This is a genomic window from Streptomyces sp. 6N223 (assembly GCF_052246635.1).
In the GTDB taxonomy this organism is placed as follows: Bacteria; Actinomycetota; Actinomycetes; order Streptomycetales; family Streptomycetaceae; genus Streptomyces.
Genome location: NZ_JBQQCA010000019.1, coordinates 1 through 12,363 on the forward strand (window position 1 = coordinate 1; position 12,363 = coordinate 12,363).

Annotated in this window: 11 protein-coding genes; 9 read left to right on the forward strand and 2 right to left on the reverse strand. The window is 73.3% G+C overall.

Annotated elements, in window-relative coordinates; all coding sequences use genetic code 11:
- From ACTWQH_RS14195 to ACTWQH_RS14210, 4 genes are all read left to right on the forward strand, one after another.
- Nucleotides 1–559 (forward strand): SDR family oxidoreductase (locus ACTWQH_RS14195; protein ID WP_443286865.1); only part of this gene is annotated, 559 nt, incomplete at its 5' end.
- A gap of 48 nt (nt 560–607) precedes the next feature.
- Nucleotides 608–1,216, forward strand: coding sequence for a YdbC family protein (locus ACTWQH_RS14200; protein WP_443286866.1), 609 nt, complete (start codon nt 608–610; stop codon nt 1,214–1,216).
- A 41-nt stretch (nt 1,217–1,257) separates the two neighbouring features.
- Nucleotides 1,258–1,956 carry a histidine phosphatase family protein gene (locus ACTWQH_RS14205; RefSeq protein ID WP_443286867.1) on the forward strand — a complete coding sequence of 233 codons (699 nt, stop codon included), beginning with the start codon at nt 1,258–1,260 and terminating at the stop codon, nt 1,954–1,956.
- 36 nt (nt 1,957–1,992) lie between these two features.
- Nucleotides 1,993–2,697 carry a ribonuclease HII gene (locus ACTWQH_RS14210; RefSeq protein WP_443286868.1) on the forward strand — a complete coding sequence of 235 codons (705 nt, stop codon included), beginning with the start codon at nt 1,993–1,995 and terminating at the stop codon, nt 2,695–2,697.
- 5 nt (nt 2,698–2,702) lie between these two features.
- Here ACTWQH_RS14210 and ACTWQH_RS14215 read toward each other — a convergent pair whose 3' ends face one another.
- Nucleotides 2,703–4,901: a RecQ family ATP-dependent DNA helicase gene (locus tag ACTWQH_RS14215; RefSeq protein ID WP_443286869.1), complete on the reverse strand. Its 2,199-nt coding sequence runs from the start codon at nt 4,899–4,901 to the stop codon at nt 2,703–2,705.
- Between the two features lie 141 nt (nt 4,902–5,042).
- On the opposite strand from ACTWQH_RS14215, the gene ACTWQH_RS14220 reads away from it, so the two are divergent.
- From ACTWQH_RS14220 to ACTWQH_RS14240, 5 genes are all read left to right on the forward strand, one after another.
- Complete coding sequence (locus ACTWQH_RS14220; RefSeq protein ID WP_443286870.1) at nt 5,043–6,194, forward strand: DUF4192 domain-containing protein; 1,152 nt, start codon at nt 5,043–5,045, stop codon at nt 6,192–6,194.
- Between the two features lie 30 nt (nt 6,195–6,224).
- Entirely contained in the window at nt 6,225–6,962 is a 738-nt protein-coding gene (locus ACTWQH_RS14225; protein WP_443286871.1) for an NUDIX hydrolase, read from the forward strand.
- An 81-nt stretch (nt 6,963–7,043) separates the two neighbouring features.
- Nucleotides 7,044–8,831 (forward strand): ATP-binding cassette domain-containing protein, encoded by a 1,788-nt coding sequence (locus tag ACTWQH_RS14230; protein WP_443286872.1) that lies wholly within the window; start codon nt 7,044–7,046, stop codon nt 8,829–8,831.
- Between the two features lie 123 nt (nt 8,832–8,954).
- Nucleotides 8,955–9,929, forward strand: coding sequence for a FadR/GntR family transcriptional regulator (locus ACTWQH_RS14235; protein ID WP_443286873.1), 975 nt, complete (start codon nt 8,955–8,957; stop codon nt 9,927–9,929).
- Nucleotides 9,930–10,211: 282 nt separating this feature from the next.
- Complete coding sequence (locus ACTWQH_RS14240; protein WP_443286874.1) at nt 10,212–11,822, forward strand: RNA polymerase sigma factor; 1,611 nt, start codon at nt 10,212–10,214, stop codon at nt 11,820–11,822.
- Between the two features lie 203 nt (nt 11,823–12,025).
- Here the strand turns inward: ACTWQH_RS14240 and ACTWQH_RS14245 are convergent, their stop codons facing one another.
- Nucleotides 12,026–12,256 (reverse strand): DUF7455 domain-containing protein, encoded by a 231-nt coding sequence (locus tag ACTWQH_RS14245; protein ID WP_443286875.1) that lies wholly within the window; start codon nt 12,254–12,256, stop codon nt 12,026–12,028.
- Nucleotides 12,257–12,363 lie beyond the last annotated feature (107 nt).

Here is a 12,363-nt window from a genome sequence, read left to right on the forward strand (position 1 = left end):
TTGGCGTGGCTCCTTCTCCCCGACACGGAACCTGACGCGGGCGGCCCTGCGCGCCGGCGCGCCGCACCTGCTCTACGTCTCCATCGTGGGGATCGACAAGGCGCCGGGGTTCTTCTACTACCGCACGAAGCTGGAGTGCGAGCGGATCGTGGAGGAGTCCGGGCTGCCGTGGACCACGCTGCGGGCCACGCAGTTCCACGAGCTGATCGTGAGGGTCGTCGAGGCCCAGCGGTGGCTGCCGGTGGCGTTCATGCTGGGAGGCGGCGTCAGGCTGCAGCCGGTGGACGCCCGGGAGGTCGGCGAGCGGCTGGCGGAGCTGGCGGTCGGCAAGCCCGCCGGGCGGGTCGCCGACATGGCCGGACCCGAGATCCGGAACGCCGCCGAGCTGACCGGGGCCGCCCTGCGGGCCGCCGGGCGCAGGCGCCGCGTGGTGCCGCTGCGGCTGCCGGGGAGGACCTTCCGCGCGGTCCGGGGCGGGGCGTTGCTGGCGCCCGACCACGCGACGGGCACGGTCACCTTCGAGGAGTTCCTGGCGCGCCGGGCGCCCGACTTCACCTGAGCGCCCGTCCCGCGCGTTCGCCTCTCTGGTTGGCCGTACGATGGCGCGGTGCTGGTCAAGTGGATGCGGTGCACCGTCGTCGACCGAGTCGGCTTCGAGCGGGGGCAGCGGAAGTGGGCAGGGCTGCTCGGCGAGCCGGGATTCCGGGGGCAGGGCGGGGGCTGGAGCCGGACGCGGCAGGGGGTGGTGCACCTCTTCGGCTTCTGGGAGAGCCGGGCGTTCTACGACTCCTTCATGGCCCGCTCCCACGACCGCCTCGCCGCGTCCCAGGCCGGCACCTACCGGGACATGGGGGTGTGGCTCTTCCAGTATCGCTTCGACGTGAAGATGGGCTTCGAGCCGCAGTTCACGGATGCCGACCTGCTGCGGGTGGCGCACTGCCGGGTGCACCGCGACCGGGCCGAGCACTTCGCGCTGATGCAGGAGAAGGTGTGGAACCCGGCGATGGCCGGGTCGCCGGGCATGCTGCGCGGCGTCTTCGCGGAGGCCGAGCCCGAGAGCGAGTTCCTGGTGCTGTCCATGTGGAACTCGGCGGCCGAGCGGGCCAAGTACCGCACCGAGCGCGTGGAGCGGCTCGCGTTGCGTGCGCAGACGGAGGCCGACATCGCCGCCATCACGGGCGACGTGATCGACATGGAACCGTCCTGGACGGTGTGAGCGAGCCGCGGCCCTCGTCACCGCCGAACTAGGCTGGCGGCATGGCACGTCCGCGACGCATCGTCCTCCTTCGACACGGAGAGTCACAGGGCAACGACGACGACTCCGTGTACGAGCGGATTCCCGACCACGCGCTGCAGCTGACGGAGAAGGGGCGCCGCCAGGCCGAGGCCGCGGGGAAGCGGCTGCGCGCCCTCTTCGGCCAGGAGCGGGTCTCGGCCTACGTCTCGCCCTACCGCCGCACCCACCAGACCTTCCACGCCCTCGCCCTCGACCCCGCCCTCGTGCGGGTGCGGGAGGAGCCCCGGCTGCGGGAGCAGGACTGGGGGAACTGGCAGGACCGCGAGGACGTGCTGCGCCAGAAGCGCGCCCGCGACGCCTACGGGCACTTCTTCTACCGCTTCGCCCAGGGCGAGTCCGGGGCGGACGTCTACGACCGGGTCGGCGCCTTCCTGGAGAGCCTGTGGCGCAGCTTCGCCGACCCCGACCACCCGCCGAACGTCCTGCTGGTGACCCACGGCCTGACCATGCGGCTGTTCTGCATGCGCTGGCTGCACTGGACGGTCGCCGAGTTCGAGTCGCTGTCCAACCCGGGCAACGGCGAGATGCGCGAGCTGCGGCTCGGCCGCGACGGCCGCTACCACCTCGACCGGCCCTTCGGCCACTGGCACACCCCCGAGCGCCCCTTCGAGGGCTGGCCGGCTCCCGTGTCGAGCAGCCCCGTGAGCCACCACCCGTGAGCCGGCCGGGAGTCCCCGGCTAGGCTGGGAACCGCCATGCCGTACGAACCTCCTACTCACCGGGTGGAGCGGTCGATCCGCGCCACGACAGGAGCCCGCGTCGTCGCCGGGCTCGACGAGGTCGGCCGGGGCGCCTGGGCCGGGCCGGTCACGGTGTGCGCCGCCATCACCGGGCTGCGTCGTCCGCCCGAGGGCCTCACAGACTCCAAGCTGCTGACCCCGCAGCGCCGGGAGACCCTCGCGCAGGAGCTGAGCGGGTGGGTCACGGCCCACGCGCTGGGCCACGCCTCGTCGCAGGAGATCGACGAACTCGGCATGACAGCCGCGTTGCGCCTGGCCGGATCGCGCGCGCTGGCCGCGCTTCCCATGCGGCCCGACGCGGTGATCCTGGACGGCAAGCACGACTACCTCGGCCAGCCCTGGCGGGTGCGAACGGTCATCAAGGGCGACCAGACCAGCGTGGCGGTGGCCGCCGCCTCGGTGCTCGCCAAGGTCAGGCGCGACGCGATGCTCGCCGAACTCGCCTCCGAGCACCCGGACTTCGGCTTCGACAGCAACGCCGGCTACCCGTCGCCGGTGCACAAGGCCGCGCTGGCCGAGTGGGGACCGACGCCCCATCACCGCATGTCCTGGGCCTTCCTGGACGCGCTCCCGCGCTGGCGCCACCTCCGGCGGCCCCGCGTCGGCACGCCGGCCGACGTCGCCGAGGCGGAGGACGCCGTGCAGCTCGGCATCTTCTGACGCCATCAGCCCCGCACGGCCAGCACCAACGGCAACACCTCCTCCGCCCCCGCCCGCCGCAGCAGACGGGCTGCCATCGCGAGGGTCCAGCCGGACTCGGTGAAGTCGTCGATCAGCAGCAGCGGACCCTTGGCCGCGCCCACCGCCTGCGCCACCGGCGGGGCGAGCGCCAGCGACCCATGGAGCGCCCGCACCCGCTGCGCCCCGTTGCTGCGGCCCGACGGCAGGCTCCCCGGATCATGGGTGACCTCGCCCAGCAGCGGCATCCGGCCGATGGCGGCGATCCGTTCGCCGAGGGAGTGGACGAGCCGCGGCCGGGACCGGGATCCGACGGTGACCACGGCGACCGGCCGCCGCCGCGCGCCCGGCGCCCCGGACGCCCAGCCGCCCGGCGCGGCGGCCCAGTCCGACACCACGGTCACCAGGGCGTTCACTATGTCCTCGGGCACCGGCCCGTCGTCGGCGGTCTCGCTCAGCAGCGGTCGGAGCCGGTCTCCCCAGCCGAGGTCCGACAGCCGGCCCACGGCCCTGCCCGGCCCGGCCTGTTCCCCCGCCGGGATGCGGCCCTTCAAGTCCACGCCTGTCGCCGGCAGTCCGGTGGGCCACATCCGGCGCGGCTCCACCGCCACGCCGGGGCGGGCCAGCTCGCCGCGTGCCGCTGCCAGGGACTCGGGCGCGACCTGGAGGGAGAACCGGACGCCCGAGCAGTTGTCGCACCGGCCGCACGGCGCCGCCTCCGGGTCGTCGAGCTGCCGGCGCAGGAACTCCATGCGGCAGCCGGTCAGCGCCGCGTACTCACGCATTGCGCCCTGCTCCGCCTCCCGCTGCGCCGCCACGCGCTCGTAGCGTCGCCGGTCGTACTCCCAGGGCTCACCGGTGGCGCGCCAGCCTCCGCGCTCCCGGCGGACGGCGCCGTCCACGTCCAGGACCTTCAGCATCATCTCCAGCCGGGTGCGCCGCAGCTCCACCAGCGGCTCCAGAGCGGGCAGCGACAGCGGCCCGCCGGCCGCGGCCAGCGCCTTCAGGGTGAGGCGGACCTGCTCCTCGGAAGGAAAGGCCAGCGAGGCGAAGTACCGCCAGATGGCCTGGTCCTCGGGCCCGGGAAACAGCAGCACCTCGGCGTTGTCCACGCCCCGACCGGCCCGCCCGATCTGCTGGTAGTAGGAGATGGGGGAGGAGGGCGACCCCAGGTGCACGACGAACCCGAGGTCCGGCTTGTCGAAGCCCATGCCCAGCGCCGAGGTCGCCACCAGCGCCTTCACCCGGTTCGCCAGGAGATCGGCCTCCGCCGCCTCCCGGTCGGCGCCCTCGGTCCGGCCGGTGTACGCCGACACCCGGTGGCCCCGTGATCTGAGGAAGTCGCTCACCTCCTCCGCGGCAGCCACGGTGAGGGTGTAGATGATGCCGGAGCCCGGCAGTCGGCCGAGGTGGCTGTCCAACCAGGCGAGCCGGTGCGCGGCGTCCGGCAGGCTGAGCACCGAAAGCCGCAGGCTGGCGCGGTCCAGGCTGCCGCGCAGCACCAGCGTCTGCCCGCCGTCCCCTCCCGTGCCGAGCTGCTCGGCGACGTCGGCGGTCACCCGGGCGTTCGCCGTCGCCGTGGTGGCCAGCACCGGCACCCCGGACGGCAGCCGTGCCAGCATGGTGCGCAGCCTGCGGTAGTCCGGCCGGAAGTCGTGGCCCCAGTCGGAGACGCAGTGTGCCTCGTCGACCACCAGCAACCCGGTGGTCTCCGCGAGCTGGGGCAGCACCTCGTCACGGAAGTCGGGCGAGTTGAGCCGCTCCGGTGATACGAGCAGCACGTCGACCGCCCCCTCCGCCACCTCGGCGCGCACCGTCTGCCACTCCTCGGTGTTGGCCGAGTTGATGGTGCGCGCCCGGATCCCGGCCGCGCGCGCCGCCTCGATCTGATTGCGCATCAGCGCCAGCAGCGGCGAGACGATCACCGTCGGCCCGTGGTCCCGCCGGCGCAGCAGGGCGGTGGCCACGAAGTACACGGCCGACTTGCCCCAGCCGGTGCGCTGCACGACCAGGGCCCGGCTCCGCTCGGCGACCAGCGCGTGCACGGCCCGCCACTGGTCCTCACGAAGCCGCGTTCGGCCCGAGGCGTCCCCGACGAGCCGCGCGAGCACGGCGTCGGCGTCGGCCCGCAGATCCGGGCCCTCCTGCTCCGCAAGCGGGGGCTGCCCCGCGACTGACTGCTTCATGGCCCCCATGCAACCCGACGCCGGGGCTCCCTGCCAGGCAGCGTGTGGAAAACGAGAGTGATGATATGAATTATCAGATTAATCAATGGCCTTGTGGATAAGTCCCGGCGAACTTCCGCTCTCGCACGGCATTGTCGTGGCATGACCCGACACAGCGACACCGCCCAGGAACTCACTCTCGCCGACGGCCGCGTCACCCTGCGCGGCCCGGCCGACCTCGCCGACGCCCTGCCCTACCTGCTGGGATACCACCCGGACGACTCGATCGTGCTGATCGGCCTCCACGGCACGCGCGGCCGGCTCGGCGGACGGATTCGCACCGGCATTCCGGAGGACCCCGACCGCTGGCCCGAGGCCGCCGAGCAGCTCGCCGCATGCCTCGTCGAGGGAAGCAAGGCACGCGGCGGCCGTCCCGACGCGGCCGTCGTCTACCTTTGCCAGAGCCCGTCCGACGGCGGACGGGCCGAGACCGTCATGGAGCGGCTGCGCCCGCTGGCGCAGCTGCTGCGCACCGCGTGCGGCGCGCTGGACGTGCCGGTGTTCGAGGCCCTCTGCCTCTCCGGCACCCGGTACTGGTCCTACACCTGCCCGGAGGCGGAGTGCTGCCCAGGTGAGGGAAGCGAGCTGCCCCGGGCTGGGACCTCGCCGATGGCCGCTGCCGCCGCCTATGCCGGCATCCGCGTCCAGGGTTCGCTCGGCGACATGCGGCGACGCCTCGCGCCGGTGGGAGAGCCGGCCGCCACCCGGCAGCTCCGGGCCCTGGACCAGGCCGCCGCGTCGCTGATGCCCAGGATGCTGGGCGCCGAGGCCGACTGCGCGGCGGTGCATGCCGAGACGCTGGAGCTGGTCGAGCGCCTGATGGGCCGCTTCCGCCGGGCGCCCGCCTCGCGCGGGACGGACGAGGCCGCCGACGACGCCAGGGACGACGCCCTGCTCACCTCCGAGGACGCCGCCCGTCTCGTGCTGGGGCTGCAGGACCGGGAGACGCGCGACCGGGCCGCAGAGTGGATGGAGGGCGCCGAGGCCCCGCCGGCCCTGCGGCTGTGGCGGGCGCTCGCCCGCCGCTGCGTCCACGCCTATGCGGGGCATGCCGCCGCCCCGCTCACTCTGGCCGGCTGGGTCTCCTGGTCGCTGGGAGATGACACGGGCGCGCGGGTGGCGCTCAGCCAGGCATTGGAGACCGACTCCGAGTACGTCTTCGCCAACCTGCTGTACCAGGCGCTCAACGAGGGCATCAGCCCGGAGCCGCTCCGGCGCTGCATGCGGCAGCAGCGGGCCGCCCGCAGGCTCTGATGATCAAGCGGAGGCCCCTATGATCACGGCATGCCCTACGACCCCTCGGACTTCCCGCCGTTCGCCGTCACCGTGGATCTGGTCGTGCTCACCGTCCGGCGACACGCCTTGTGCGCGCTCACGGTTCGTCGCGGCGAGGAGCCCTTCCAGGGCCGGTGGGCGCTGCCCGGCGGATTCGTGCGGGCGGACGAGGACCTGGCGTCGGCGGCTGCTCGCGAGCTGGCCGAGGAGACCGGGCTCCGGGTCAACGGGGACAGCAGCCGCACCGGGGCGCACCTCGAACAGCTCGCGACGTACGGGGATCCGCACCGCGATCCGCGGATGCGCGTCGTCAGCGTGGCGCATCTGGTGCTGGCTCCTGACCTGCCGGCTCCGATCCCGGGAGGCGACGCGGGAGGCGCCGAGTGGAAGCCCGTCAGCCGCCTGCTGGGCGGGACCGACGAGCCACCCGCCGAGCGGCTGGCGTTCGATCACAGGACGATCCTCTCGGACGGGGTCGAGCGGGCCCGCTCGAAGATCGAGTACTCCTCCCTGGCTGCCGCCTTCTGCCCGCCGGAGTTCACCGTCGGAGAGCTGCGCCGCGTCTACGAGGCGGTGTGGGGAGTCTCCCTCGATCCGCGGAACTTCCACCGCAAGGTCACCGGCACCCCCGGCTTCCTGGTGCCGGTGGGTGGCACGACCACACGGCAGGGAGGCCGTCCCGCCCAGCTGTTCCGGGCGGGAGGCGCCACCATCCTCAACCCGCCGATGCTGCGGCCGGAGGTATGAGCGCGCGCCACCCGGAAGTTCGCCTGGAAAATCCGATATGTCCCGTTATCGTGCCAGAGTGCATCCTCAACGGGAGAATCGATGATCCAGGCCATCGGACTCACCAGCGCTTCCCGGCGCGGCTGGCCGCCGGCCGTTGACGATCTCAGCTTCGAGGCGCGCGCGGGCGAGGTCACCGCGCTGCTGGGCCCTCCCGGAGCCGGCAAGTCCGCCGCCCTGCGGCTGCTGCTCCAGCTCGCGCCCGGCCGCGGCGTCGCGCTCTTCCGGGGACGGCAGCTGTCACGGGTGCCCCACCCCACCCGGGAGATCGGCACGCTGCTCGGGGATGTCCCGGGGCACCCCGAACGCACGGCCCGCGGCCATCTGCGGATGCTCGCCGCCGTCGTCGGCGTGCCCGCCGGCCGTGCCGACGACGTGCTCGACGTCGTCGGCCTGAGCGGTCTCGCGGACCAGCGGCTCGGGGCGTTCTCGCGCGGCATGGACCGCAGGCTCGGGCTCGCCGCCGCGCTGCTGGGCGACCCGCACACCCTGGTCCTGGACGAGCCGTCCCGAGGGCTCTCCCCCCGTGAGAGCGCCTGGCTGCACGGGCTGCTGCGCGGGTACGCGGAGCAGGGCGGGACGGTCCTGGTCACCTCGGCGGACCCCAGGGAGGCGGCGCGGCTCGCCGACCGGGTCGTCAGCCTCGACGCCGGCAGGCTCGTCGCGGACCAGCGGGGCGAGGACTTCGCGCGCACCCGGCTGCGCCCGCGCGTCGTCGTCCGCACGCCGCACGCGGACCGGCTGGCGGCGGCCCTCGCCCGGGAGTGCCGCCGGGCCGGCGAGCCGGGGGCGGACGCCCCCGTCGAGGTGGTGAGGGAATCCGGCAGCAGCCTGGCGGTGTACGGCAGCGACTGCCCGGCGGTGGGCGAGGTCGCCTACCGCCACCGGGTGATGGTGCACCAGCTCGCCGACGTCGTCGGCGACGCGGACGACCGGTCCCCGGTCGGGCCGCTGAACCGGGCCGACGGCCGCGGCGCCGCACCCGGCTCGACCGTCCGGATCGCCCGGCCCCGGCCCCGCGAGGGCGTCGCGGCGCTGCCGCCCCGGCTGCCGCCGCTGCCGCCCCCGGCCCCGAGCTGGCCGATCCGGTACGAGCTGCGCCGCTGGACGGGGGTGTGCACGGTCTGGTGGCTCAAGGCGGCCGCGCTGCTGGGCGGCATGGTGGTGGGGATCATCCTCGCCGCCTCGGACTCCCAGCCCGTGGCGCGGGTGCTCACCGGCTGGTGGCAGCCGCTGCCGCTGCCCCCGGTGGCCGTGGTGGCCGGGACGCTGGGCGCGCTCTCCTTCGGGCAGGAGTTCCGCTATCCAGCACTGGCCCCCGCCCGGGTCCCCGTGCCCCGGCGGCTGTCACTGCTGGCCGGGAAGCTCGTGGTCTCCGCCGCCGCGGCGCTGCTGCTGTGCTGCGCGACCGTCGCCCTCAACGCCGCCGTGCTTCCGGTGCTCTTCGGCGAGGAGCGGCTGGCGGGCGGCTCCTGGGGCACGGCCCTGCACAGCATCGCCGCCCTCTCCGTCGGCTGCGCCTGGGCCGGGCTGCTCGCCGCGGGCCTCTTCCGCTCCGCGCTGGTGGGGCTCGCCGCCGTCGCCGCGGTGCCGCTCGCGCTGGCCCCGGCCCTGCGGGCGCTGCTGGAGGCCCCCGCGGGGCGGTCCCTCGACGGGCTGCCGGGGCGTCTCCCCTCGTTGACGACGCTTCCGATCCCGTCCGGAGTGGACCGCTGGGTGTCCGCATCGGTGCAGCTGGCGTCCCAGCCCGTGGGGTGGGCGCTCGCCCTGTCGCTCGCCGTGCTGCTCGGCGGGTATGCCCTCCTCAGCCTGCGCGGGGGCCTGCGGTGAGGGCGGCACTCCGGCACCGCGGGCCCCCGCCGTGCCCGAGCGCTTCCACGGCGCTGCCTGCTGGGAGTCCATTTCCGTCCGGTTAGCCGTCAATTATGCGGGAGTCGCCGATCACCCTTTCGTGTGCTTTTCACCAAAGACCTCAAGGTGCCTCCGGACCCCGCCGACAAAGGAGGCGTGACTACCCTTGCGCACTCCATGATGACCGCCACACGCTCCGCCGAGTCCGGCCCAGCCGGGCCGGGCGAGCTGGACCGCTACTCCTACGCCGAGTCCTCCGGCGCGGCGCGCACCACCAATGCCCCCGCCTGGGACGGGCCCGACCCCGAGATGGGCCGGGTCGGCCGCCGGGCCGCGGGCAACCGCGGCCGGGGCCTGCACGGCCAACTCGTGCAGCAGCTCGGCCAGATGATCGTCTCCGGCGATCTGGGCGCCGACCGCCCGCTCGTCCCCGAGGAGATCGGCCAGCGCTTCGAGGTCTCCCGCACCGTGGTCCGCGAGTCGCTGCGCGTCCTTGAGGCCAAGGGCCTCGTCAGCGCCCGGCCCAACGTGGGGACCCGCGTCCGGCCCGTGGGCGACTGGAACCTGCTGGATCCCGACATCATCGAATGGCGAGCCTTCGGCCCACAGCGCGAGGACCAGCGCCGCGAGCTGTGCGAGCTGCGGCTCACCATCGAGCCGCTGGCCGCCCGGCTGGCCACCGGCGACAGCCGCGAGGAGATCAGGCAGCGCCTGGGTGACATGGTCGATATCATGACCCACGCCCTCGGCCAGGGCGACGCGCTCACCTTCTCCCGCGCCGACGCCGAGTTCCACGCCCTGCTGCTCCAGGCCGCCGGCAACCGCATGCTCGAACACCTCTCCGGCATCGTCGCCTCGGCGCTCCAGGTCTCGGGCGGCGCCCTCTCCGGCTGCGAGCAGCCCACCGAGGGCTCGATCGCCCTCCACCAGCGCATCGTCGACGCCATGGAGTCGGGCGAGCCCGCCGCGGCCGAGTCCGCGATGCGGCAGCTCCTGGCCCCCACCGAGACAACCCCGCCGACGGGATCGGCCGCGGGCGGGCCCGACCACGTGGTTCCCGCCCCTCGCGAACACTGAAGCCGGTACGTGACAGCGCGTCGCCGGAGCCGCCCGGGCAGGGCTCCGGCGACGCATAGGCTCCGGCCCCGCTACAGTCGAGCGTGCGGTGTGACTCGGGACACGCGAAAGCTGCGTAACGCTTCGGGGAGCAGCGCGATGATTCAAGAGGTGGCTGTGGTGGCCGGACCAGCAGTCCGACGCCGACGCCGCCAACGCCGCTGGCCCACCCCGCGCCGGCGGTCACGGTCCGCTTCCATTGGGTGGACCTTAAGCCGTTCCCAGAGTTCCGAGAGGTTGTTCGTGTCGGCCAGCACTTCCCGTACTCTCCCTGCGGAGATCGCCGAGTCCAATTCTGTGATGGCGCTCATCGAACGGGGAAAGGCCGAGGGGCAGATCGCCGGCGATGATGTGCGCCGGGCCTTCGAGGCTGACCAGATCCCGTCAACCCAGTGGAAGAACGTTCTGCGCAGCCTCAACCAGATCCTCGATGAGGAGGGCGTGACGCTGATGGTGAGTGCCGCCGAGGCGCCCAAGCGCACCCGGAAGAGTGTCGCCGCGAAGTCAACTGCCAAGCGCACCGCGACCAAGACGGTCGCGGCCAAGGCCGCCTCCGCCAAGAGGGCCACCGCCAGCCAGGACGAGCCGGTCGCCGAGCCCGAGGGCACCGAGACGGCGGCCGCCACGCCGAGCAGGTCCGCGGCGAAGAAGCCCGCTGCCAGGAAGGCGCCCGCGAAGAAGGCGCCCGCGAAGAAGGCCGCCGCCAAGAAGCCGGCGGCGAAGAGACCAGCCCCCAAGAAGAACGCCGAGAAGGCCCCCGAGTCGAAGAAGGAGATCGTCGACGAGCTCCTCGACGGCGCGGAGGAAGGCGCCGAGGAGCCGGGGCGCGCGGCCAGGAGCGAGCCCGGCCCCGAGGGCCCCGACGGCAAGCCCGAGAACGAGGGCTTCGTCCTGTCGGACGAGGACGAGGACGACGCCCCGGCGCAGCAGGTGGCCGCCGCAGGGGCGACCGCCGACCCCGTCAAGGACTACCTCAAGCAGATCGGCAAGGTCCCGCTCCTCAACGCCGAGCAGGAGGTCGAGCTCGCCAAGCGGATCGAGGCGGGCCTGTTCGCCGAGGACAAGCTCGCCAGCTCGGACAAGATCGCCCCCAAGCTCCGCCGCGAGCTGGAGATCATCTCCGAGGACGGCCGACGCGCCAAGAACCACCTCCTGGAGGCCAACCTCCGCCTCGTGGTCTCGCTCGCCAAGCGGTACACAGGCCGCGGCATGCTCTTCCTGGACCTGATCCAGGAGGGCAACCTCGGCCTCATCCGCGCCGTCGAGAAGTTCGACTACACCAAGGGCTACAAGTTCTCGACGTACGCGACCTGGTGGATCCGCCAGGCGATCACCCGCGCCATGGCCGACCAGGCCCGCACCATCCGCATCCCGGTGCACATGGTCGAGGTCATCAACAAGCTGGCCCGCGTCCAGCGCCAGATGCTCCAGGACCTGGGCCGCGAGCCCACCCCGGAGGAGCTGGCCAAGGAGCTCGACATGACCCCCGAGAAGGTCGTCGAGGTCCAGAAGTACGGTCGCGAGCCCATCTCGCTGCACACGCCGCTCGGCGAGGACGGCGACAGCGAGTTCGGCGACCTCATCGAGGACTCCGAGGCCGTGGTGCCCGCCGACGCGGTGAGCTTCACCCTCCTGCAGGAGCAACTCCACTCCGTCCTCGACACGCTGAGCGAACGCGAGGCAGGCGTGGTGTCGATGCGCTTCGGCCTGACCGACGGCCAGCCCAAGACGCTGGACGAGATCGGCAAGGTCTACGGCGTGACCCGCGAGCGCATCCGGCAGATCGAGTCGAAGACCATGTCGAAGCTGCGTCACCCCTCCCGGTCCCAGGTGCTGCGCGACTACCTGGACTGAGCCCTGGACCGAGCCGGGCCACACCGAACGCCCCCACCCGCGGCTGCGCGGGCGGGGGCGTTCGTCCTGCCGTTACGCCGCGCCCGCTACGGGGGGAACTGGACGGGCGGCCGCCCCCGTCCGGGGGTGGCCGCCCGTCGACGCTCGTAAGGCCCGTGAAGGCGGGCCCAGCCCGTCAGTGGTGGGAGACGCGGTGCGTCGGGTCAGCGCTCGTCGTCGCTCGCGGTGGCGGGAGTCGCGGTGAGCTTCTCCGTCTCGTCCTGTATCTCCGCGGCGATCTTCTTGAGCTCCGGTTCGAACTTGCGGCCGTGATGGGCGCAGAACAGCAGCTCACCGCCGGTGGTGAGCACCACACGCAGGTAGGCCTGGGCACCACAGCGGTCGCAGCGGTCCCCGGCCGTCAGCGGGGTCGCGGGGGTCAGAACAGTAGTCACGTCGCCTCTTCTCTAGCTCGACGAGCTGTCGTACCAGGGACAACATCCAACCAGGCCGAAAACGTTCCCGCTCGCGGCGTCCGACGGTAAAACCTGCCGCCGGGGAG